The 21,812-nt window shown below is 63.0% G+C and carries 18 protein-coding genes and 1 riboswitch; of the genes, 5 read left to right on the top strand and 13 right to left on the bottom strand.

The features are described 5' to 3' along the window. The first annotated feature begins 21 nt into the window (after positions 1 to 21). Positions 22 to 2,109 carry a phosphate acetyltransferase gene (gene pta / locus ACI7M0_RS03945; RefSeq protein ID WP_129933285.1) on the top strand — a complete coding sequence of 696 codons (2,088 nt, stop codon included), beginning with the start codon at positions 22 to 24 and terminating at the stop codon, positions 2,107 to 2,109. 79 nt (positions 2,110 to 2,188) lie between these two features. Here pta and ACI7M0_RS03940 read toward each other — a convergent pair whose 3' ends face one another. The 8 genes from ACI7M0_RS03940 to ACI7M0_RS03905 all read right to left on the bottom strand — a co-directional run bounded on the left by ACI7M0_RS03940 (position 2,189) and on the right by ACI7M0_RS03905 (position 14,788). Further along, positions 2,189 to 2,908: an OmpA family protein gene (locus tag ACI7M0_RS03940; protein ID WP_003247328.1), complete on the bottom strand. Its 720-nt coding sequence runs from the start codon at positions 2,906 to 2,908 to the stop codon at positions 2,189 to 2,191. A gap of 109 nt (positions 2,909 to 3,017) precedes the next feature. Next, positions 3,018 to 3,662 (bottom strand): MBL fold metallo-hydrolase, encoded by a 645-nt coding sequence (locus tag ACI7M0_RS03935; protein WP_004575872.1) that lies wholly within the window; start codon positions 3,660 to 3,662, stop codon positions 3,018 to 3,020. Between the two features lie 334 nt (positions 3,663 to 3,996). Continuing rightward, complete coding sequence (locus tag ACI7M0_RS03930; RefSeq protein ID WP_010952009.1) at positions 3,997 to 4,689, bottom strand: sensor histidine kinase KdpD; 693 nt, start codon at positions 4,687 to 4,689, stop codon at positions 3,997 to 3,999. Continuing rightward, entirely contained in the window at positions 4,686 to 6,293 is a 1,608-nt protein-coding gene (locus ACI7M0_RS03925; protein WP_003247330.1) for a tetratricopeptide repeat-containing response regulator, read from the bottom strand. The genes ACI7M0_RS03930 and ACI7M0_RS03925 overlap by 4 nt, the downstream gene beginning before the upstream one ends. 159 nt (positions 6,294 to 6,452) lie before the next feature. Further along, entirely contained in the window at positions 6,453 to 9,170 is a 2,718-nt protein-coding gene (locus ACI7M0_RS03920; RefSeq protein ID WP_129933283.1) for a LuxR C-terminal-related transcriptional regulator, read from the bottom strand. Between the two features lie 327 nt (positions 9,171 to 9,497). Continuing rightward, complete coding sequence (locus ACI7M0_RS03915; protein WP_010952007.1) at positions 9,498 to 10,862, bottom strand: DUF1329 domain-containing protein; 1,365 nt, start codon at positions 10,860 to 10,862, stop codon at positions 9,498 to 9,500. Positions 10,863 to 10,887: 25 nt separating this feature from the next. After that, positions 10,888 to 12,774 (bottom strand): DUF1302 domain-containing protein, encoded by a 1,887-nt coding sequence (locus ACI7M0_RS03910; RefSeq protein ID WP_064490772.1) that lies wholly within the window; start codon positions 12,772 to 12,774, stop codon positions 10,888 to 10,890. 331 nt (positions 12,775 to 13,105) lie between these two features. Next, a complete protein-coding gene (locus ACI7M0_RS03905) occupies positions 13,106 to 14,788 on the bottom strand; it encodes a fatty acid--CoA ligase (protein ID WP_010952004.1) in 1,683 nt (560 codons plus the stop codon). A 293-nt stretch (positions 14,789 to 15,081) separates the two neighbouring features. Between ACI7M0_RS03905 and ACI7M0_RS03900 the strand changes: the two genes are divergently transcribed. The 3 genes from ACI7M0_RS03900 (at position 15,082) to ACI7M0_RS03890 (ending at position 17,953) form a co-directional block, all read left to right on the top strand. After that, entirely contained in the window at positions 15,082 to 16,047 is a 966-nt protein-coding gene (locus tag ACI7M0_RS03900) for a 2-hydroxyacid dehydrogenase (protein ID WP_010952003.1), read from the top strand. A 54-nt stretch (positions 16,048 to 16,101) separates the two neighbouring features. After that, positions 16,102 to 17,100 (top strand): class I SAM-dependent methyltransferase, encoded by a 999-nt coding sequence (locus ACI7M0_RS03895; protein WP_010952002.1) that lies wholly within the window; start codon positions 16,102 to 16,104, stop codon positions 17,098 to 17,100. A gap of 40 nt (positions 17,101 to 17,140) precedes the next feature. Further along, positions 17,141 to 17,280, top strand: a riboswitch (yybP-ykoY riboswitch). A gap of 88 nt (positions 17,281 to 17,368) precedes the next feature. After that, positions 17,369 to 17,953, top strand: coding sequence for a TMEM165/GDT1 family protein (locus ACI7M0_RS03890; protein ID WP_003247342.1), 585 nt, complete (start codon positions 17,369 to 17,371; stop codon positions 17,951 to 17,953). A 43-nt stretch (positions 17,954 to 17,996) separates the two neighbouring features. Here the strand turns inward: ACI7M0_RS03890 and ACI7M0_RS03885 are convergent, their stop codons facing one another. The 4 genes from ACI7M0_RS03885 to ACI7M0_RS03870 all read right to left on the bottom strand — a co-directional run bounded on the left by ACI7M0_RS03885 (position 17,997) and on the right by ACI7M0_RS03870 (position 20,124). After that, positions 17,997 to 18,815 carry a M48 family metallopeptidase gene (locus ACI7M0_RS03885; protein ID WP_104960781.1) on the bottom strand — a complete coding sequence of 273 codons (819 nt, stop codon included), beginning with the start codon at positions 18,813 to 18,815 and terminating at the stop codon, positions 17,997 to 17,999. 227 nt (positions 18,816 to 19,042) lie between these two features. Then, positions 19,043 to 19,663 (bottom strand): SOS response-associated peptidase, encoded by a 621-nt coding sequence (locus tag ACI7M0_RS03880; protein WP_010952000.1) that lies wholly within the window; start codon positions 19,661 to 19,663, stop codon positions 19,043 to 19,045. 15 nt (positions 19,664 to 19,678) lie between these two features. Beyond that, complete coding sequence (locus tag ACI7M0_RS03875) at positions 19,679 to 19,939, bottom strand: putative signal transducing protein (RefSeq protein ID WP_129933281.1); 261 nt, start codon at positions 19,937 to 19,939, stop codon at positions 19,679 to 19,681. Then, a complete protein-coding gene (locus tag ACI7M0_RS03870) occupies positions 19,939 to 20,124 on the bottom strand; it encodes a CPXCG motif-containing cysteine-rich protein (protein WP_010951999.1) in 186 nt (61 codons plus the stop codon). The genes ACI7M0_RS03875 and ACI7M0_RS03870 overlap by 1 nt, the downstream gene beginning before the upstream one ends. Positions 20,125 to 20,246: 122 nt before the next feature. Here ACI7M0_RS03870 and ACI7M0_RS03865 point away from each other — a divergent pair, with 122 nt between their 5' ends. Then, positions 20,247 to 21,416 (top strand): 1-acyl-sn-glycerol-3-phosphate acyltransferase, encoded by a 1,170-nt coding sequence (locus tag ACI7M0_RS03865; protein WP_014589682.1) that lies wholly within the window; start codon positions 20,247 to 20,249, stop codon positions 21,414 to 21,416. Positions 21,417 to 21,451: 35 nt separating this feature from the next. Here ACI7M0_RS03865 and ACI7M0_RS03860 read toward each other — a convergent pair whose 3' ends face one another. Beyond that, entirely contained in the window at positions 21,452 to 21,712 is a 261-nt protein-coding gene (locus ACI7M0_RS03860) for a hypothetical protein (RefSeq protein ID WP_104960780.1), read from the bottom strand. Between the last annotated feature and the right edge of the window lie 100 nt (positions 21,713 to 21,812).

Here is a 21,812-nt window from a genome sequence, read left to right as displayed (position 1 = left end):
CGCTTATTTCGAGAAGCACGCATGCAGACATTTTTCATTGCGCCGACCGACTTTGGTGTCGGCCTGACTTCGATCAGCCTGGGCCTGGTGCGCACCTTGGAGCGTGCCGGCCTGAAGGTCGGCTTCTTCAAGCCTATCGCCCAGCCCCACCCGGGTGACACCGGCCCCGAGCGCTCCACCGAACTGGTCGCCCGCACCCACGGCATCAAGCCACCGGTCCCACTGAGCCTGGCCCACGTCGAGCGCATGCTCGGCGATGGCCAGCTGGACGAGCTGCTTGAAGAAATCATCCGCCTCTACCAGCAAGCCTGCGTCGGCAATGACGTGGTTGTGGTCGAGGGAATGGTGCCCACGCGCCACGCCAGCTACGCAGCGCGGGTCAACCTGCACCTGGCCAAGAGCCTGGATGCCGAGGTAATCCTGGTATCGGCCCCGGAAAACGAAGTGCTCAGCGAGCTGTCTGGGCGGGTCGAACTGCAGGCCCAACTGTTTGGCGGCCCACGCGACCCGAAAGTGCTCGGGGTGATCCTCAACAAGGTGCGCACCGACGAGAGCATGGCGGACTTCGCCACCCGCCTGCGCGAGCACTCGCCATTGCTGCGCGGTAATGACTTCCGCCTGCTTGGCTGCATCCCCTACCAGCCCGAGCTGAACGCCCCGCGGACCCGCGATGTGGCCGAGCTGCTCGGCGCCCAGGTGCTCAATGCCGGCGATTACGAGCAGCGGCGCATGAGCAAGATCATCATCTGTGCACGCACGGTGGCCAACACGGTCCCGCTACTGACCTCGGGTACCCTGGTGGTAACCCCGGGCGACCGCGACGACATCATCCTCGCTGTCAGCCTGGCAGCGATCAATGGCGTACCCCTGGCCGGCTTGCTGCTGACCAGCGACAGCAAGCCTGACGTGCGTATCCTCGGCCTGTGCCGCGGTGCCCTGCAGGCCGGCCTGCCGATCCTTTCGGTCAGCACCGGCTCGTACGACACCGCCAACCAGCTCAACTCGCTGAACCGCGAAATCCCGGTGGACGACCGCGAGCGTGCCGAGTTCATCACCGACTTCGTCGCCAGCCACCTCGACGCGGCCTGGCTGCACCAACGCTGCGGCAGGCCACGCGAACTGCGCCTGTCGCCGGCAGTGTTCCGCTACCAGCTGATCCAGCGTGCTCAGCAGGCCAACAAGCGCATCGTCCTGCCAGAAGGCGCCGAGCCACTGCTGGTGCAGGCTGCAGCCATCTGCCAGGCCCGCGGCATCGCCCGTTGCGTGCTGCTGGCCAAACCCGAAGACGTCGACGCCGTGGCCCGCGCCCAGGGCATCACGTTGCCGCCGGGGCTGGAGATTCTCGACCCCGAACTGATTCGCGGGCGCTACGTGGAACCCATGGTCGAGTTGCGCAAAAGCAAGAACCTCAACGCACCGATGGCCGAGCAGCAGCTGGAAGACCCGGTGGTGATCGGCACCATGATGCTGGCCCTGGACGAAGTGGACGGCCTGGTCTCCGGCCTGGTGCACTCCACGGCCAACACCATCCGCCCGGCCCTGCAGCTGATCAAGACCGCACCCGGCTCGAGCCTGGTCTCGTCGGTGTTCTTCATGCTGTTCCCCGAGCAGGTGCTGGTGTACGGCGACTGCGTGATGAACCCGCACCCAAGCGCTGCCGAGCTGGCGGAGATTGCCCAACAGAGTGCCGCCTCGGCGCAGGCCTTCGGCATCGCGCCACGGGTGGCGATGATCAGTTATTCAAGCGATTCGGCCAGCGATGAAGAAGTGGAGAAAGTGCGCGAAGCGACACGCCTGGCACAGGACGCGGCGCAGGAGCTACTGATCGATGGGCCGTTGCAGTATGACGCAGCGGCCAACCCGGCGATCGCGCGAGAGCTGGCGCCGGCTAGCCCGGTGGCCGGGCGCGCCACGGTGTTCGTGTTCCCCGACCTGAATACCGGCAATACCACGCACAAGGCGGTACAGCGCAGTGCCGACGGGGTCAGCCTGGGGCCGATGCTGCAGGGTTTGCGCAAGCCGGTGAATGACTTGCCGCGAGGGGCGCAGGTTGACGATATCGTGCATACCATTGCCCTGACGGCGATTCAGGCCAGCGTGGCGCGCTAAAAGCAGAGGCTTCTTTGCAAGCCTTGTGGGAGCGGGTCTGCCCGCCCCCACAGAGCCGCAAAGCGGCCCGGAAGGTCAATCAGGGATACTGCTGAACCTGACCTTGCTGCTCATACTGCTGACCCGGAATCGGCTTCAGGTTCACTTCCACACGGCGGTTCTGCGCACGACCATTGGCGTCAGCGTTGCTGGCGATCGGCTGGTCCGGGCCCATGCCACGTACAGAGATACGCGAGGCATCCACACCCTGCGAAGTCAGGTAGGTGCTGACCGCCTGCGCACGGCGCTGGGACAGGTCCATGTTGTGCTGGCGGCTGCCCGTGCTGTCGGTGAAGCCGACCACTTCGATGGTGTTCTGGTTGAACTGCTTGAACGAGCCAGCCAGGTTGTTCAGTGGCGAGTAGAAGCTTGGGGCGATGTTGGCCGAGTCGGTGGCGAAGGTGATGTTGCCCGGCATGATCAGCTTGATCTGGTCACCCTGACGCTGCACTTCCACACCCGTGTTGGCCATCTGTGCGCGCAGCTCAGCTTCCTGCTTGTCGGCGTAATAGCCGTAACCTGCAGCGGCAGCACCCACTGCTGCGGCACCGATCAGGGCACCCTTGCCACGGTTGTTGTGGTCGATGGCGGCACCCGCGATGGCACCGGCCAGCGCGCCCAAACCGCCGTACTTGGCGGTCTTGCTCATCCCTGTGGAGCCCTGCGCCTGACCCTGGTTGTCGTAAGGGTTCTGGCCGGCGCAGCCGGTCATCAGTGCAGCGGCGGTTGCGACGATAATCAGACGACGCATGGTGAACATGGACAAGCTCCTACTGAAATTCATAAATGCGGCAGATCCCAAAGGGTTCTATGCCAGCCTTGGAACGCATCGGCAACGAAAAATTCCATGAAAGTGCCTTCATGTGCCATCAGGCACGCACGAATGGATTTTCCCGCATCTCGTCGCCCAAACGGGTGTCGGGCCCGTGGCCGGTCACCACGATGGCCTCTTCGTCCAGCCGGTACAGCCGCTCCTTGATGGAACGCACGATTGCCCGCTGGTCGCCACCCCATAAATCGGTGCGGCCAATACCCCGGCGGAACAGGGTGTCACCGGCAATCAACAACTTGGCGTCGGCGAACCAGAAGCTCATCGAGCCCGGGGTATGGCCTGGCGTATGCAACGCCACACCGCAGCCGCAGGCCAGTTCTTCGTCATCGCCCAGCCAGCGGTCCGGTGCCGGTACCGGCGTGTAGGGTACGCCGAACATCTGGCACTGCATCTCAAGGTTGTCCCACAGCATCTGGTCGTCCTTGTGCAGGTGCAGCGTGGCACCCGTCAGCTCCTTGAGCTTGCCTGAGGCGAGGAAGTGGTCGAAGTGCGCATGGGTGTGGATGATGCTCACCAGCGTCAGGCCGTGGACCTGCAGGCGAGCAAGGATCTTGTCCACATCACCACCCGGGTCCACGACCATGGCTTTCTTGGTCAGGGGGTCGCCGATCAGCGTGCAGTTGCACTGCAAGGGGCCGACAGGGAAGGTTTCGCGGATGAGAGCAGGCGGGGCTTGGGTCATGGTGTTCTCGCAGGTGAAGCTGGGTTCTGCTGGGAGCCTGACAGGAAAATGGGGTGGGTGCACGAGGTTCATGTCTTGAGCGAAGTGGCGCCTGTGAGATCGAGCGCCGCCCGCGCGGCGCATCGCGAGCAAGCTCGCTCCTACATCTGTTTCGGGCCAGTATTGCCTGCACCCACGCGCGCGACCGCCTTGTTTGTTCCACACAATATCGAGGTGGGCACCAAGGGGGCGCGCACCTCCGCCTCAGGAATAACTGGCTCGAAACAGATGTAGGAGCGAGCTTGCTCGCGATGCGCCGCGCGGGCGGCGCTCGATCTCCGAGGCACCCAATACCTCAAGGCAGGAATAACCTGAACAACCCACCCCCAAGCGCCCCGCCGTTGGAGATCTCGATCCGCCCGCGCACCCCGCCGCTTTCATGCAACGCGGCGATCCGCGCCGCAAAATACAGCCCAAGGCCGGTACTGCCGCTGGTCGAGTCGATGCCCTGGATGTAATCCTCCTGGCGCTCGAGCATGTGCTTTGGATAACCCGGGCCGTCATCGTTGACGCAAATGGCCAACTGGTTGTCGGCCTCTTCGATGGTGATCAGCAAGGCGTGCCCGGCAAAGCGGGTGGCGTTGGTGATGACGTTGGCGATCACCGAGGCCACCAGTTCGCGGTCGAAGAAACCCAGCGGGTTGTCGGTGTCGATGCGCCAAGTGGCGAGAATGTCGTTGTGCTTGAGTACTTCCTCGTGCGCCGCCAGCTGGGCTTCGATGAAATCATCCAGCTCATGGTAGTCCGGGCATACCGGCAACTGGTTCACACCCAGTTTGTACAAGCCCAGCAACTGCACCAGCATGCCGTTGAGGTGACGAAATTCATGCTCCATGATCCCCTGTTCGGCGCCGCCGCGCAGTTCCTCGGGCAAGCGTTCCACCCACTGGCTGTGGGACTGGATCAGCGCCGACAACGAACTTTTGAGGTCGTGCACGGTGGAGGCGATCACCGTAGAAAAATCCAGCCCCTGATTGTCTTGATTCATGCGCCGAACACTCGGATGTGCAGTTTGCGGTAACGGTCATAGCGATTGTCGCTGGCAGGGATCCCGGCCACGCTGGTCAAAGCGTCGCGGCACTCCTGCATGATCGCAGGCTGAGGGTTGTCACCGCCGATGCGCAGCAGCGCCTGGGCGGTGTTGAGGGCGATGCTGATGTTCTTCGGCTGTAAACCCAATGCCTTTCGGAACAGTTGCAACGCCTCGCCAAGCTGCCCTCCCTGGTAACTGCGCACACCCTGACGATTGAGGGTGACCGCTTCGGTAATGGCGTTGAGCACGCTGGGGTCATCCGTCAGCTTGCCCACTTTCTCCATGACCTTGGGGTCATCGCCATAACTTTCCACACAGTTCTTCAGCACGCCGATAGCGGCGGCTTCCTGCCCCATCGCCTGCAATTGCGCAGCGACGGTCAGGGCCGAATCGACCGAGAAGAACTGGTTCATCTTGTCCAGACGCTGAATCGCCTGTTCTGTCAACTTGCCGGCCGTTTCCGGGTCGCCGGCCTGCTGCAGGCTGGCAGCCTTCATCATCCGCGCACGCACCTGCAGGCCTTGGTCCTCGGGGTTTTCCTTGGCCACTTCGCTGAGCGTGGTGTTGATCTCGACCCGGGTACGGGCGTCCAGGCCGAAGCCTGCATTCTTGCTCATCAACGCCTGCACCAGGCCAAGGTTGTTTTCGGCATCCTTGTAGCGCGAACTCTGCCCCTGGTTCACCGCATGACGGAACGCCTTCGATGCGCTCTCGAAGTCTTCGTTCTCCAGCGCCAGCTTGCCCAGCGTCGACTGCCGACGCACCGACAAAGGCGACAGGCGCACGGCTTCTTCAAGCAAGTTCTGCGCGCGCCGGGTATCCCCCTGAGCCACCAGCACCTCGGCCATGCCATCGTAAAGGCCTGGCATGATCGGGAACGCCTTGAGCGCCTGCTCGTATACACCCTGGGCCTGAGCATTCTGACCACGCTTGTGCATCAGTGCGCCCAATGCAGCATATACCCACGGCTGCGGACGGCTGGCCAGGATGGCCTTGAGGAATTTTTCCAGTTCCTCGAAACGGTTGAGGTTGCGCAGGGCATCGGCCCGGTAGCGCAAGCACAAGGGTGCCAGGCGCGGATCCTTCTTGCACAGCTCGGCGCAGGCCGCCAGTACTTCGGCCGGACGGTTGCGGTCCAGCGCCTGCAGGATCGGCTTCAGCAACGTCTTGCGCTGGAACAGTTTCTCGACACGCTGGGCCAGGCCAACCCGGTTGAACGGTTTGGTCAGGTAGGCATCGGGCTCGTGCTCGATGGCGCTGAGAACAATCGCCTGACTGCTCTCGGCAGTGACCATGATGAACACGCACTCATGGCTGATGTGCTTGTCGATGATCAGGTCTTCAAGCACCTGCTGCCCGTTCTTCTTGCCATCACCCAGATGGAAGTCCTGCAGGATGAAGTCATAGCGCTTCTGCGCGCACATGCGCAGCGCCTGCTCGCCGCTGTCAGCGGTGTCCACGTCGCGCACGCCCAACTCGCGCAACATGGAACGGGTCGACGTACGAAAGTCGGTAAAGTCGTCGACGATCAGAAAGCTCTTTTGCCCGTACTGCAGCATCAACACGACCTGCCTTGGAATGATTGAAAAATCGCGCGAGGCGATGCCACCGATAGCTGTATCGGCAGCTGGTCGGGAAAGATGAGGGTAGAGCATTGTCGGCCAGAAAATATGGCGTCAGGCCATCACTTTAACGAGCAATGACCTACAGGGCCAGTATCACGCCAGCAACCCCAGGGATTTGGCCTTGGCCACCGCCTGGGTGCGCCGCTCCACGCCCAACTTGCTGTTGATGTGGCTGGCGTGGGTCTTCACCGTGTGCAGGGAAATGAACAGCCGTTCGCTGATCTGCTGATTGGAACAACCTTGGGCAATCAGTTCGAGCACAGCCATTTCGCGGCCACTCAGCGCTTCGCCGTTGCCCGTACTGGCGATTGGCACTGGCGGCAGGTGCTTGAGCAGTTCCGCCTGAACCGGGCAAGCGGTACCTGCCTGCAGTTGTTCATGAAGCCATTGCGGGTGTTTTTCCAGCAGTGGCTGCATCGGCTGCATCACACCGCCATGCGCCGCTTCCAGCAAGCTTGGCAGCAACTGCGCGGCCTGCCCTTCCTTGCCTTCGTCCAACAGCAGGGAAAGCCATTGGCTCAGGGCGCTGACGGCGAGCATCATGCCGCCACTGTCCTGGCCACGCTTTACCAAGCATGCCAGGCGTTGCACGGCATCGTCGCTACGCAACTGGATGCGATCGAGCGCTGCCTGCTGCAACGCAATGTGCAACGGCAGCAGCGGATGGAACTCCGGTGCCGCCGCCGGCTGCTCGCCGCCATAGGTCTGGCCCAGGCGCTGCAGCCAGGACTCCGCCAGGTCGATACGCCCCTGGGCCAGCCACAGTTCGCATTTGACCAGGGTAATCATGGCCAGGTAGTAGACCGGGGGCACATCCCAGATGTGCATCAAGCGTTCGGCCTCGGCCAGTTCGGCAAAGGCCTCGGCAAAGTGACCTTCCCGGCCATCGAGCGTGGCAATCACGCAATGACCGATGAGCACACTGATGTCCCGGCACGCTCGCGCCTCGCCCAGCCCCGCGCGCAAACGCGCGCGGCCCTGCGCCGGCTGCAGACGCGAGACCAGCAGGTAACCTTCGTAAAGCGTCAGCCGCGCACGCACGGCATACAGCCGCTGCGCCGAAAGCCCTTGCAGACGTTGCAGCCCTTGGCGCACTTCGTCCAGCGCACGCAGCACCTCGCCACGGGCATGCAGCACCCGCGCCCGATCGTAATGCGCCAGCGCCTCGAACAAGGGGTTACCGACCCGCTGGGCCAGCTCCAGGGCCTCGCGGTTCCAGCCTCGGGCCCGCCAGAAGTCACCATCGGCAATGGCCAGGTTGGACAGCGTCGACAAACACACCAGCCGCTGGCCGTAGCGCTTGCTCGGCAGGCTCTGTAACGCTTCGCCGCAATAGGCCAGGGTGCGCTCGCGGTCGCCACGGCCACGGGCAATGACCCCACTGAGTGCCAGCCATTGGGCCAGCATCGACTTTTGTGCGGTCGCCGAAGGCGCGGGCAGAAAGCGACTGAGGTAGCCAGCCAGTTCCTCGGCAGCATCCAGCTGGCAAGCCAGCCCCAACGCCCAGCTGTACAGCACGATCAGCCGCGGCGTGCTGATCAACAGACTGTCGGGCAGGTCCATCTTCCAGCGCAGCAACATGCCGACATTCTGCTCGGCCAGCAGTTGCTCCTCGGACAGACTTTGCACCAGGTCGGCGGCAACATCGAGGTGGCCGGCACGCAAAGCCTGCTCCACCGCCTCGTCCAGCAGGTCTTGAGCTTCAAACCAGCGGCAGGCCCGCAAATGCAGAGCGACCTGCGATTCGCTCGCCTGGCGGCTGCGCAGCAGGTCGGAGAACAAATGGTGATAGCGGAACCAGTGGCCATGCTCGTCCAGCGGCACAAGGAACACCTGATGCGCCTGCAGGAAGCTCAGGACGGCGGCGCTGTCGTGGCGGCCACGCATCGCATCGCAAAGCGGAGCGCAGAAACGCTCCTGGCAGGCAGTTTCGTCCAAGAAGGCCTGCACGTCCGCAGGTAGCCTGTCGATGACCTCTTCAAGCAGGTAGTCGCGGATCAGGCCCTCGCCACCATGCAGCGCCTGGGGCAAGGCTTGCTCGTCGGCGCTGTCGCTGGCCGCCAGTTGCCAGAAACGCAACCCGGCCACCCAGCCGTCGCTGCGCTGGATCAGGTTGTCCAGTGCCTGGCCGCGCAGGCCGGTAGGCTGGCGACCGATCACCGCCAGCGACTCATCCGCGGTGAGGCGCAGGTCCTGTTCGTTAAGCTCGACCAACTGCCGGGACAGGCGCAGGCGCGCCAGGTGCCAGTCTGGCCGCTGGCGGCTGGTCACCAGCAACACCAGGCCGGGGGGCAGGTGATTGAGAAAGAACTGCAGGCAACGGTCGAGCACCGGCCCCTGGGCCAGGTGATAGTCGTCCAGCACCAGCAGCAGCGGCGTATCAGCCTGCAGGTACAGCGCAAGCTCGTCGAGCAGGCCGTCAAGCCACTCTTCAAAGGCAAACGGCTGGTGGCGCTGGCGCATTTTCAGCAGGCCCATGGCCTGGCCGCCCAGTGCCGGGCAGTATTGCTGCAGGCCTTCAAGCAAGCGCTCAAGGAAGCGGCCAGGGTCGGCATCCCGCTGGCTCAGGCCAAGCCACAGGCTGCGCCAGTGCTCGGGCAGTGTTTCGCAAAACTCGATGGCCAGGGAGCTTTTGCCGAAACCCGCCGGCGCATTGACCAGCAGCAGCCGCCCGCCCAAACCGGCCTCCAGCCGCTGGCACAAACGCAGGCGCGGTACATGGCCGTCCGGCAGCGGCGGCCGGAAGAAACGCCCGTCCCGCAGGCCAAGGGCCTGACTTGCGAATCCATGGGTACGGGACAGATCTGTCATGGCCGGCTCGTTCTGGTTGGAAGACAACGGCGGTATGGATGTTTGCGAGACTAGCCGTTAACGCTGCGCATTTGAAGATGATGGGCGCAATAGGCGTGGAAAAGACTGCGACAAAAAGCAACATGGCTGATGGACAGGGGCTGGGGCGGGGGTTTGGAGAGGTATTCAGGAGGTTTATTGCCTTGCCCGGCCTCTTCGCGGGTGAACCCGCTCCTACCGCGGAACCTGTAGGAACGGGTTCACCCGCGAAGAGGCCGGTTCAGGAAATAGAAACGCCCCGGCGAGCCGGGGCGTTCTGGGGATCACACGGCGTTCAGTGATTTCAGCTTAGCGAATACCCGACTGACGCAGCGCTGCGGGCTGGAAATCGGCCTTGCTGGCACTGAAGCCGAAGTCGTAGGCACGTTTCTCTTCGTTCTTCATCCCAAGGGCCAGGTAACGACCGGACTGCAGGTCGTAGATGGCTTCCAGGGTGTACCAAGGCACTTCCACGTTGTAATAAGGCTGAGCATGGGCCTCGGACACGCGCCACAGTTGGCCACGGCCGTCGTACTGGTCGATCACTGCGGCCTGCCAGGTGTCCTCATCGATGTAGAAGTCCCGCTTGGCGTAGATGTGCCGCTGGCCTGGCTTGAGGGTTGCAACTACGTGCCAGACGCGGCGCAGCTCGTAACGGGCCAGGTCCTGGTTGATGTGCCCGGCCTTGATGATGTCGGCATACTTGAGCTTAGGATCATCAAGTTTGAAGGCGTTCGATGCGATGTACAGTTCCTTCTTGCCTTCCAGCTTCCAGTCATAACGGTCCGGTGCACCGTTGAACATGTCCAGGTTGTCCGACGTACGCAGGCCGTCGGCGGCGGTACCTGGGCCGTCATACGACACTTGCGGTGCCTGGCGCACACGGCGTTGGCCGGCGTTGTAGATCCACGCCTTGCGCGGCTCCTTCACCTGGTCGAGGGTTTCGTGCACCAGCAGCACAGTCCCGGCCAGGCGCGCAGGCGCAGTAACTTCCTGCTTGAAGTAGAACAGGATGTTGCCTGGGTTGTTCGGGTCGTAGTCCTTCATCTTGTCGCGGAAGACGAACTGGTCGGAGAAGTACACGGGGTTGAACGAGCCATTCTGCTGCGGCGTGGCCTGGGTCACCAGGCGGCTGACACTGCCGCCGCGGTAGCGGGTGATGTGGTTCCAGATCACCTCAAGGCCACTTTTCGGGATCGGGAACGGCACCGCCGTGCGGAAGTTGCTCAGGCCGTTGCCGCCTTCCACCAGGGTGGTCTTGGTGGCGTTTTCCTTGATGGCAGCGAACACATCGGCCGGGACGGTTGCGCCGCGATGGGTCTTGAACACCGGGATCTTGTAGGTGTTCGGGTAGCGTTTGAACATGGCCAACTGGCCGGGCGAGAGCTTGTCCTTGTACTGGTCGGCATTCTGCGCCGTGATGGTGAACAGCGGTTTTTCACTGCCGTACGGGTCGGACAGGAAGCCCTTGCCGTCGACGCTGCCTGCGGTCTTCGACAGCGGCTCCCACGGGCCGATGGAGCCGTCGGCGTTGCCGGCCTTCTCGGCACCCATCGGGGTCAGGGTGCTGCCCAGCTTGGCCGCCTCGTCGGCGGATACCGCAGCCATGACGCTGGTCGCCAGCAGGGACAGGCCCAGCACACCGGCTTGCAGCAGACTTCTGGTCTTGTTCATGTCGTGTCGTCCTGGATCTGTATGCTTAGAAGTTCACGCCGAAGCTGAGGGCGACGAAGTCGCGGTCATCCACGGTGCTGTACTTGCCGTCGAAGAAGTTGGTGTACGACAGGCTCGCCGTATAGGTGTTCTGGTACTCGGCGTCCAGGCCCAGGCTGACAGCCTTGCGGCCTTCCTCGAAGTTGGCGCCAGGGCCAGGCGAATAACCGGACACGTCATGCGACCAGGCCACGCTCGGCTTCAGGTTGATACCCGCGAATACGTCGTTGTAGTCCCAGATGACACGGCCGCGGTAACCCCAGGAAGTGCTGGTGGTGTAGCCGTCGTTCTCGCATTTGCGGTTCAGGTTGGCGGTGGACGCCCCCGCACCGGCGCCGGCGATGGTGCTGCCATTGAGCGCCTGGCAGGTATCGGCGCCACCGGTGGATGGCAACGGACCTGGGCCGAACACCGGGTCGCGACCGTAGCGGGTATCGTGGGCATTCTCCAGGCCGCCGACATGGGTAACACCCACTTCACCGACTACAGTCATCCGGCTGGCACCCATCACCTGGTCAAAGAAATGGGTCAGGGTGGTCTGGAACTGGGTGATCTCCTTACGGCGATACCCATGCAGGTCCTGCCCCGGCGTACCGGTCAGCAGCGATGCGTTGCTCAACGCGCCGCCAATGGGACGGACACCGGCGAACAGGATATCCGTGGTATTGAGCTGCACTGGCGCGTTGGGGCGGTAGCTGACTTCGCCGCTCCAGGCGGTGCCAGTGGGTAACGTGGTGGAGAAACTCAAGCCATAAAGGCGGATGTCCTCGGGGTATTCCACAAAGTACTCGGAATTACCCGCCACGATCAGAGGCGCCAATGCGCGCAGCTGCGCAGGCAGGGCGCTCAGCCCGGCGAACACGGACGGCGGGGCCCCTGTGGCACTGAAGATGGGTGCACGGCTATGGTAATTCATGAAGTAGGCGCCGAACTCCGTGTCCAACGGCTCGAACATATAGCGCATGGCCACACCGAACTGGCCGCTGTCACGCGCATCGCGGTCGGCACCACGGCGCACCATCACACCCTCTTCGTTGATGTCCACGCCCCGCGTGGCGAGGAACTGCTGCGCAGCGCCCGGCACCGTGCGGCTGCTATTGAGCACGCGCAAGTTGTCGGTACAGCCGTCGGCAATGATGTCCGGCTGGGAGAAGAAGGTGCCGCAGTTGTCGACGACCGTCTGGTCCCATTCGAGCTGGTAGAAGGCCTCGGCCGACAGGTTGTCGGTCAGGCTCTGCGAGATGTAGAACATGTTGACCGGAATCAGGCCTTCCTTGATCTCGGCCCCGGGACGGCGGAACGCCGACACGTCGATGGGGTTGATCGAGTTGATGCCGCCGCCGATGAAGGTACTTTCGCCCCAGCTCACTACCTGCTTGCCAAAACGCACCGAGCCAGGCTGATCGCCGATGGAGTAGTTGTGGTAGACAAAGGCGTCGAGCAGCTCGGCCCCGGACGACTTGGCGCCTTCCTTGCGGTTGGAGTCGCTGATGTCCTTGAACTCGCGGTTTTCGTCCTTCAGTTCGAAGTCGTACCAGTACTTGCCGCGCACGAACACACCGGTGTCGCCGTACTTGAGCTCCAGGTCATGAATGCCCTTGAAGATCTTGGAGAAGGTTTCGCCCTTCTTGAAGTTCAGGTGGCCATCGTCGGATGTCTGTGACAGGCCCTTGCCGCCGTTGTTCACCCCTATCAGGTTCTTGTTGGGGTTGGCCGTCGACCAGCTGGCGCCGATGGAGAGCGACGAGTCGAACTGGCCTTCGATTTCACCAATGTTGAAACTGACAGCGAAAGCAGGACTTGCGAGCGTGGAAGCAAGGCTGACGGCCAAGGGCAGCTTGGCCCGGCGCCAGAACAGGTTTGCAGATTTCATCGACGCTACTCCATGTACTTTTTTGTTATGGCAGTGAGTCCTTTCAAGAACGGCCCGAGCGACCGGATTGCAGGCTTGCACCTGCGGCGACACAGCTTGCGCATGTCGCCCTCCCCCATTCCTGAAAATCCCCTGGCCCCGACTATAGCCAGCAGGCACAGGCGCTTGATCCCTCTAAAGTGTGATTTGCGCTCCATGCCACCAACTCGCTGCAGTTTTGCTTCGGTTGCGGGCTGGTAGTGCTCAAGGATGGCGCATTTCTGTCGTTTGGCAAGGCGGCGGGCTCTCTAGCATGCGGGTCACGCTCTGACGTGCGCGACCCGCACAAGGGTTACAACGTGGAAAGGAACGCGCTGTTGCTGGCCTGCCACTGGACGATGTCCTGGCGAATGCGTTTCTTGTCGAGCTTGCCGACACTGGTCTTGGGAATTTCAGTAACAAGAGCGATCTGGCTTGGAATCGCCCACTTGTTGATATGACCTTGCTCGACGAATGGCTTGAGGTGTTCCTTCAGCGCCTTGGCGTCGATATCGTGGCCGTCACGTGCCACCAGCAGGGCAAACGGGCGCTCACCCCACTGCGGGTCGGCCACCCCCACCACCGCCACTTCGCGCACGGCCGGGTGGCGACTGATCAGGTCTTCCAGGTCGAGCGAGGAAACCCACTCGCCACCGGTCTTGATCACATCCTTGATGCGGTCGCGGATGTCGATGTAGCCCATGCCGTCGAGGGTGGCGACGTCACCGGTGTGCAGCCAGCCGCCCTGCCACAGCTCCTCGCTCTTCTCCGGTTCCTTGAAGTAGCCCATGGTCAGCCACGGCGCACGCAGTACCAGCTCGCCCTGGGTTTCACCATCGGCGGGCAGGAAGTTGCCTTCGCCGTCGACGATGGCCGCTTCGACCAACGGCACCGGCACACCGGCCTTGATACGGTAAGTGACGCGCTCATCCTCGCTGCCGGCCTGCAGTTCATCGTTCAGGTGTGCCGCGGAGATCAGCGGGCAGGTTTCCGACATGCCATACGCGGCGGTCAGCTGGATGCCGCGCGCCAGGGCGGCCTGGTACAGCGAACGGTTGAGCGAGCTGCCGCCGATGATGATCTTCCAGCCGCCGAAGTCCTGCCCCTGGGCATTCGGGCAGTTGAGCAGCATCTGCAGGATGGTCGGCACGCAGTGGGAGAAGGTGACCTTCTCTTCACGCCAAAGCTTGACCAGCATGTCCGGCTCGTAGCGCCCCGGGTACACCTGCTTCATGCCGAGCATGGTGGCAGCGTAGGGGATGCCCCAGGCATGCACGTGGAACATCGGGGTGATGGGCATGTAAACGTCGTTGCTGCCCAGCAGGCGCACGCTGTCGATACTGCCGGTGACCGAGGCCTCGGCCAGGGTGTGCAGCACCAGCTGGCGGTGACTGAAATACACGCCCTTGGGGTTACCGGTGGTGCCAGTGGTGTAGAAGGTAGTGGCCACCGAGTTCTCGTCGAAATCCGGGAAGTCGTAGCGCGGGCTGGCAGCAGCCAGCAGCTGCTCATACTCGCCGACCAGACCGGGCAGTTCGGCAGTCTTGTCCGGGCCATCGGTCAGCAGCAGGGTCTTGTCGACAGTGGTCAGCTGCCCGGCGATGGCCTGGTACAGGCCGACGAAGTCGCTGTTGACCAGCACCACGCGGTCTTCGGCATGGTTCATGGTGTAGAGGATCTGTTCGGGCGACAGGCGCACATTGATGGTGTGCACCACAGCGCCGATCATCGGGATGGCGAACATGCATTCCAGGTAGCGATGGCTGTCCCAGTCCATCACCGCCACGGTGTCACCGGCCTTGACCCCGGCCTCGGTCAGCACATTGGCCAGGCGGGCAATGCGCTCGTTGAGCTGTGGATACGTCAGCCGCATCTGGTCGCGGTAGACGATTTCGCGGGTCTTTTCATAGCGACTGCCGGACATCAGCAGGCGCTTGATCAGCAATGGATAGGCATAGGCGCCCTCGGCGGGCTTGATGATGCGTGTCTGCAACATGGGGATCCCTTTTCTGAAAAGCGGGCCGGACAAGTCTGGGTTTACTGTAGTTCGCCAATGTGACGGCCAAATCAGCCGAAGGAATGATTTGCGCGGCAGAGGTATGAGTGGCGGGCGTTGACGGGCAGCAAGGTTGAGCTAGACACTGCGGCGGCGGCTTCAGGTTTGCACCGAAGCCGAGGGCCTCTTCGCCGGCAAGCCCGCTCCTGCAAGGGTTGTGGTGACCTTGTGGGCGCGGGCATGCCCGCAAATGGCCACAACGCCCTTATCCCTCCCTGCCACCGGAGATCTTCATGCCCAGCCCGCGTCGCGCCGTGTTTCTCGATCACCAGTCCCTGGACCTTGGCGACCTCGACCTTTCGCCCCTGAAGCAGCAGTTCGACCAGTTCGAACTGTTCGCCGCCACCCGCCCGGAACAAGTCGCGGAACGCTTGCAGGGCGCCGTGGCAGTGGTCAGCAACAAGGTCATGCTCGACGCCGCAACCCTGGCCGCCAACCCGCAACTGAAGCTGATCCTGGTGGCCGCCACCGGCACCAACAATGTCGACCTGGCTGCCGCCCGCGCCCAGGGCATCACCGTGTGCAACTGCCAGGGCTACGGCACGCCGTCTGTCGCCCAGCATACCCTGGCCCTGCTGTTGGCCCTGGCCACTCGGCTGTGCGACTACAACCAGGCGGTGGCCGATGGCCAGTGGGCCAAGGCCAGCCAGTTCTGCCTGCTGGACTTTCCTATCGTCGAACTGGAGGGCAAAACCCTCGGCCTGCTCGGCCACGGCGAACTGGGCGGCGCAGTGGCGAGGCTGGCCGAAGCCTTCGGTATGCGTGTACTGAGCGGGCAGATCCCTGGCCGTCCGGAGCGCGCCGACCGGCTGCCGCTGGACGAGTTGCTGCCGCAAGTCGATGCCCTGACCCTGCACTGCCCGCTGAACGAGCACACCCGGCATATGCTCGGTGCCCGCGAACTGGCCCTGCTCAAGCCCAACGCGCTGGTGGTCAACACCGCCCGTGGCGGCCTGATCGACGAACAGGCGTTGGCCGATGCCCTGCGCGGTGGTCACCTGGGCGGCGCGGCCACCGACGTGCTGAGCGTGGAGCCGCCGGTCAACGGCAACCCGCTGCTGGAGCCCGGCATCCCGCGCCTGATCATCACCCCGCACAGCGCCTGGGGTGCCGTGGAATCGCGCCAGCGCATCGTCGGCCAGCTCAGCGAGAACGCCCAGGCCTTCTTCGCCGGGCAGCCACGCCGCGTGGTCAGCTGAGCCAGGCGCCCGCCTCTGCTACACTGCGCCACTTTTTTCCAGGAGACGTCGTCCATGGACCCGCGCAGTGAAGTGTTGCTCCGTCAGGCAGAGCTGTTTCAGGGGCCGCTGCTGATCGCCGGCGCCCCCGCCGACGACCTGCTCGGCCAGTTGCCTCAGGCCCAGGCCTGGACCTGGCATGCCGGCGATCAGGCCATGCTCGAAAGCCGCTTCGCAGGCCGCAGCCATTACGGCGTCGAGGCACCTGAAGCAGCATTCGACAGCGCCGTGCTGTTCCTGCCCAAATCCCGCGAGCTGGCCGCCTATCTGCTCAACGCCCTGGCGTCGCGCCTGGCTGGCCGCGAGCTGTACCTGGTCGGCGAGAAGCGCGGTGGCATCGAGGGTGCGGCCAAGCAGTTGCAGGCCTTTGGCAAGCCACGCAAGCTCGACAGCGCCCGGCACTGCCAGCTGTGGCAAGTGACCATCGACCAGGCGCCGCAGGCAAAACCGCTGGAAAGCCTGGCCGAGCGCTTCGAGCTGGCCCTGGAAGACGGCCCGCTGCAGGTGGTCAGCCTGCCTGGAGTATTCAGCCATGGCCGACTCGACCGAGGTACCGCCCTGCTCCTGAAGCATCTTGACGGACTGCCCGGTGGCCACATGCTGGACTTTGGCTGCGGTGCCGGGGTACTGGGGGCCACGCTCAAACGCCGTTACCCACAAAGCCGGGTGACCTTGCTGGACGTGGATGCCTTCGCCGTGGCCGCCAGCCGCCTGACGCTGGCTGCCAACGGCCTGGAAGGCGAAGTGATCAGCGGCGATGGCATCGACGCCGCCCCTACCGAACTGAGCCTTATCCTGAGCAACCCGCCATTCCACACCGGCGTTCATACCAACTATCAGGCTTCGGAAAACTTGCTGAAAAAATCGGCCGTTCATCTGCGAAAAGGTGGCGAAATGCGCTTGGTCGCCAACAGTTTCCTGCGCTACCAGCCACTGATCGAAGGGGCGTTGGGCAACTGCCAGGTACGTGATGAGGCCGACGGTTTCCGCATCTACCAGGCAACTCGCGGATAAAAAACAGCGCTTGCCGAAAACGTTTTGCCTAGGCAGAATCCGCACCGTCCTAGGGGAGTAGTCTCCCGCGAGCACCCAGCTCGCCCGGTACGCGTCAACATACTTGGTCCACAGACCATGGCGCGTGCGACCCACCATGCACGCCTGCATGGCGAGATCCGCATAGACGGATCGAGGGTTTGACAAGACCTATGACACGCACACCTTACCCGGGGCGGGGAGGCTGTACGTGTCATAGCCGTGTCGACCCGCCCCCGTAGGAATCCTGATGCTGGAATCACTGCTGGTCCCCACCGCTATCGTTGCCTTGGCCGAGATCGGCGACAAGACGCAACTGCTCGCACTCATTCTCGCTGCCCGCTTCCGCAAACCCTGGCCGATCATCGCCGGCATCATCGCCGCCACCCTGGCCAACCATGCCGCAGCCGGTGCCGTGGGGGCGTGGGTCGGCAGCTTCTTCAGCGATTCGGCCCTGCACTGGATCCTGGCTGCGAGCTTTACCGCCACCGCACTGTGGACCCTGGTGCCGGACAAAATGGATGACGACGAGAACCCGGCGCGCCGGTTCGGGCCGTTCCTGACGACACTGATTGCGTTCTTCCTGGCCGAAATCGGCGACAAGACCCAGGTCGCCACCGTGATGCTGGCTGCGCAGTATCCGCACCTGATCATGGTCATTATTGGCACTACCCTGGGTATGCTGATTGCCAACGTTCCGGTGGTACTGGCGGGTAACTTCGCGGCAGACAAACTGCCGTTGACGCTGATTCGCCGCCTGGCGGCAACGGCGTTCTTCGTGCTGGCGATCGTGGCCGTCTATTCGGCAATGAAGGCCAGTGGCTGGATTGGGTAAAGGGCACATCAGGGGCTGCCATGCAGCCCCTGGATTCAGGCATTTACGGCTTGGCTGCAGCCTGATACAGCGGCATCACCTTCGGAATCGCCGCCTGCAGCGAAGCAATGCGGCTCGCGGACGCCGGGTGAGTACTCATGAACTCAGGCGGTGCACCTTCGGAAGCCTTGCTCATCTTGTTCCACAGGGTGATCGCGGCATTCGGGTCGTAGCCGGCACGGGCCGACAGCTCCAGGCCAATCAGGTCGGCCTCGTTTTCGTTGGCCCGGCTGTTGGGCAAGGTCATGGCGTAGTTCACCACCGTGTCGGCCATGGCCATGCTGCTCTGGCCGAGGCCGAAGATGGCACCGGCACCCTGGCGAGCCATTTCCACACCGTATGCCTTGGACATGGCCTCGCGGCTATGCTCGCGCAAGGCGTGGGCAATCTCGTGCCCCACCACTGCGGCAATTTCCGCATCGGTGAGTTTGAGCTGATCGATCAGCCCGGTGTAGACGATGATCTTGCCGCCCGGGCCGCAGTTGGCGTTCAGCTCGTCACTCTTGATCACGTTGACTTGCCAGTCCCACTGCGCGGCATCCGGGCGGAATTTGGGCGCCTGGGCGATCAGGCGGTTGGCAATGGTCTGCACACGCTTGGCATCGGCGCTGGACTTGTCGAGCACACCCTTGCTCGATGCTTCACCCAGGGTCTGCTGATACGACTGCGCGTACATCTGGTTGACCTCATCGGTCGAGAGCATGCTGAACATGTACTGCTGGCGCTCGACGCCAACAGCACCGCCGCTGGTGGTATTCACCGCCTGGCAGCCGGCCAACAGAATGCCAGCGCTCAGCAGGCTGACGACAAAAGACTTACGCATGAAAACACTCCCTATCCACATGCGCCGTATCCTAGGCCGAGTCGCCAGTGGCTGCCATAGCCGCAGGGAAGATTTTCGTCGCCTGAACCGGCCTCTTCGCGGGCAAGCCCGCTCCTACAGGGGTAACACGACCGTGGGCACGAGCAGGCTTGCCCGCTCCTACAGCAGGGGTAACACGATCATTGTAGGAGCGGGCTTGCCCGCGAAAGGGCCGGCACAGCCCCCCATCAAGCCGGGGTAAGACACTCCGGCGCATCCAGCTTCGGGTCATTGACGAAATTGGCCAAGGCCCGCTCACGTAGCGTCGCCGGTGGGCTGGCCAGCAGCTCGTGCAAGCGGGTAATCGGCGTGTCCGGGTCAAGCCAGGCCGCCTGCCCCGCTTCGTCGAGGATGAGCGGCCGACGCTGATTCATGGCCGCCTGGGTCACCACCGCGCAACTCAGCCATACCTGGTCCTGCACCGGATAGGCCTCCCACACCGCCGCAAAGTACAGCGACGCGCCCTCCCCCGGGGTCAACCAGAACGGGCGTTTGCGCACGCTGCCACGCCATTCGTAAAAGCCGTTGGCCGGCATCAGGCAGCGACGCTGACGAAATGCATCGCGAAACATCGGTTGTTCGGCCAGCGTTTCGGCGCGGGCATGGGCAGGGGTGCGGGACAGGTCGGTGAGCCAGGCCGGGGTCAACCCCCAGCGCGCCTTGGCCAGTTGCTGCTGGCCGTCAAGCTGACGCTGGATCAGCACCGACGCCCCAGGCGATATATTCCATTGGGCCGGCTGGCCGACGGGAAAGCCCGGCAGACTGGCAAGGGCCTGGGGCCAGCGAAACAGGGCATAACGTCCACACATGGGCGAATTCAGAACCTAGCAGATCAAGGTACCGGGGACATTCTCCGGTTCGTCGCCAACCAGTGGCTGGGCATCATTGTACGCATCGATCAGCTGCCGTGCGCATTCGGCCTGCTCATCAGCCACGACGAGCCCCAGCAGGCCCTGCAAGGGCAGCTCGCCAGCGGCACCGACCAGGTCACGGCCGACCACGTGTACATCGACCCCCTCGCTGGCAAGCATGCCTGCCAGCATTTGCGCCTCGAGCAGGCTTTCCGGTTCGTAGATACGCTGCATCAGGTGTCGTCCTCGCGGCGGACTTCAAGCATCCATTCGTCACCATGCACCTGCAGAATGCACACCACAGGCTGGCAGCACACCTGGCAATCCTCGGTATAAACCTGGTCGCCCGCAGACAGATCGACGGTAGTTTCCACACGTTCGCCACAATAAGGGCAATCATAGAAGTCGGTTTCCAGCATCGCGGCCTCCGCAGTGACTTATGCGTATAATTGCCGGTCTGTTTACAGGGTCTGTGTGCGTCCGAGCCGTTTTTCGGAGCCCGTCCCTACCTTATTACCCTAGCCGTTTCCAACAAGAGAGCATGATGGGCGAATTCGATGCCATCCGACCGTACGACGACGCTGAGGTCCCTGCCGTTCTGGCACGCCTGCTCAGCGACCCGGCATTCCTCGATATCCTCACCCACTTCCGCTTTCCACGGGCGGCCGGCGCTCTCGGCTGGTTGCTCAAGCCCTTGATCGCACGCCGCCTGCGCAAGGAATTCGCCGGTGTTACCTGTGTCTCGACCTTGCAGGACAAAGTCGAGTACTACGTCGACCAGACCATCGATCGCGCCACCGACGGCGTCACCTACTCGGGAGTGGAACAGCTCAAGGCCGGCACCGCCTACCTGTTCCTGGCCAACCACCGTGACATCGTCATGGACCCGGCCTTCGTCAACTATGCGGTGTACCACGCCGGCCTGCCCACGCCGCGCATCGCCATTGGCGACAACTTGCTGCAAAAGCCCTTTGTCAGCGACATGATGCGCCTGAACAAGAGCTTCATCGTGCACCGTTCGATCAGCGGGCGGCGCGAAAAACTGGCTGCTTACCAACTGCTGTCGGCTTACATCAACCACTCGATCCGCAACGATGCCACCTCGATCTGGATCGCCCAGGCCGAAGGTCGGGCCAAGGACGGTGACGACCGTACCGACTCGGCGATCCTCAAGATGTTCCACATGAGCCGCAAGGACGAACCGTTCGGTGCAGTGATCCAGAGCCTGAACCTGACCCCGGTGTCGATCAGCTACGAATACGACCCGTGCGACCAGGCCAAGGCCCGCGAGCTGTACATCCGCGCCACTACCGGCACCTACAAGAAGGCGCCGGGCGAAGATGACAACAGCATTGCCAAAGGCATTACCGGCTACAAGGGCCGAGTCCACATCAACTTCGCGCCGCCGGTAACCGAGTACCACGAAGACACAAAACAGCTGGCGGCAGAGATTGACCGGCAGATTCTGGGGGGCTACCGACTGTTCCCGGTGCATTACCTGGCATATGCGATGTGGGAGGGCAAGGACGAAGCCCTGCAGGTGCCAAGCGCCGAGAAGGTGTTCCCGGCGGATGAGCTGGCCAAGGCCAAGGAAGAATGGCAACGGCGCCTGGATGCCTGCCCGCAAGAGCAGCGGCCATACCTGGTGTTGCAGTATGCGACGCCGGTGCGCAACCAGTATCAGGTCAGGCAGCAGGCACCTGTAGCCTGATCAGGTTTGGGGCTGCGTTGCAGCCCCGATGGTGCTCAGATCCAGGTGCTGAACCAGGACAGCAGCAGCGCCATCGCCAGGCACGAAAAGCCCAGAATGTAGAAGTATTTCGGCACCCGAAGGTCGAAAGCGTCCACTACCCCGTCGTCTACTGCCATGTACTGGCGGGTTTCGGCCTCACGCCGCCGCGCACTGTGCAGCAGCAAACCGCCCGGGCAGGTCAGCAGCAGCGCCAGCAGGTTGATCAGCTTGGTGGGATGGGCGGCCAGGAACCCCCAGAGCACTTGCAAGGACATCACGCAACCTCGGTGTGAGCAGTGGCAAAGGCCAGCATTCTACCCAAGTCGCACCGTGGCGCCCGGCCTTGGCGACAAACTGTCATTAAATTTCATCTGT

Origin of the sequence: Pseudomonas sp. 10(2024) (genome assembly GCF_045164175.1) — a bacterium.
Lineage (GTDB): Bacteria > Pseudomonadota > Gammaproteobacteria > Pseudomonadales > Pseudomonadaceae > Aquipseudomonas > Aquipseudomonas alloputida.
Note: the sequence above shows the minus strand (reverse complement) of the source record. Positions and strands in the feature narration are given on the sequence as shown.

Excerpts from the sequence above, each read along its gene's own strand:
- pta (WP_129933285.1), top strand. The coding sequence starts at position 22 with ATGCAGACATTTTTCATTGCGCCGACCGACTTTGGTGTCGGCCTGACT.
- ACI7M0_RS03940 (WP_003247328.1), bottom strand. The coding sequence starts at position 2,908 with ATGTTCACCATGCGTCGTCTGATTATCGTCGCAACCGCCGCTGCACTG.
- ACI7M0_RS03935 (WP_004575872.1), bottom strand. The coding sequence starts at position 3,662 with ATGACCCAAGCCCCGCCTGCTCTCATCCGCGAAACCTTCCCTGTCGGC.
- ACI7M0_RS03930 (WP_010952009.1), bottom strand. The coding sequence starts at position 4,689 with ATGAATCAAGACAATCAGGGGCTGGATTTTTCTACGGTGATCGCCTCC.
- ACI7M0_RS03925 (WP_003247330.1), bottom strand. The coding sequence starts at position 6,293 with ATGCTGCAGTACGGGCAAAAGAGCTTTCTGATCGTCGACGACTTTACC.
- ACI7M0_RS03920 (WP_129933283.1), bottom strand. The coding sequence starts at position 9,170 with ATGACAGATCTGTCCCGTACCCATGGATTCGCAAGTCAGGCCCTTGGC.
- ACI7M0_RS03915 (WP_010952007.1), bottom strand. The coding sequence starts at position 10,862 with ATGAACAAGACCAGAAGTCTGCTGCAAGCCGGTGTGCTGGGCCTGTCC.
- ACI7M0_RS03910 (WP_064490772.1), bottom strand. The coding sequence starts at position 12,774 with ATGAAATCTGCAAACCTGTTCTGGCGCCGGGCCAAGCTGCCCTTGGCC.
- ACI7M0_RS03905 (WP_010952004.1), bottom strand. The coding sequence starts at position 14,788 with ATGTTGCAGACACGCATCATCAAGCCCGCCGAGGGCGCCTATGCCTAT.
- ACI7M0_RS03900 (WP_010952003.1), top strand. The coding sequence starts at position 15,082 with ATGCCCAGCCCGCGTCGCGCCGTGTTTCTCGATCACCAGTCCCTGGAC.
- ACI7M0_RS03895 (WP_010952002.1), top strand. The coding sequence starts at position 16,102 with ATGGACCCGCGCAGTGAAGTGTTGCTCCGTCAGGCAGAGCTGTTTCAG.
- ACI7M0_RS03890 (WP_003247342.1), top strand. The coding sequence starts at position 17,369 with ATGCTGGAATCACTGCTGGTCCCCACCGCTATCGTTGCCTTGGCCGAG.
- ACI7M0_RS03885 (WP_104960781.1), bottom strand. The coding sequence starts at position 18,815 with ATGCGTAAGTCTTTTGTCGTCAGCCTGCTGAGCGCTGGCATTCTGTTG.
- ACI7M0_RS03880 (WP_010952000.1), bottom strand. The coding sequence starts at position 19,663 with ATGTGTGGACGTTATGCCCTGTTTCGCTGGCCCCAGGCCCTTGCCAGT.
- ACI7M0_RS03875 (WP_129933281.1), bottom strand. The coding sequence starts at position 19,939 with ATGCAGCGTATCTACGAACCGGAAAGCCTGCTCGAGGCGCAAATGCTG.
- ACI7M0_RS03870 (WP_010951999.1), bottom strand. The coding sequence starts at position 20,124 with ATGCTGGAAACCGACTTCTATGATTGCCCTTATTGTGGCGAACGTGTG.
- ACI7M0_RS03865 (WP_014589682.1), top strand. The coding sequence starts at position 20,247 with ATGATGGGCGAATTCGATGCCATCCGACCGTACGACGACGCTGAGGTC.
- ACI7M0_RS03860 (WP_104960780.1), bottom strand. The coding sequence starts at position 21,712 with ATGTCCTTGCAAGTGCTCTGGGGGTTCCTGGCCGCCCATCCCACCAAG.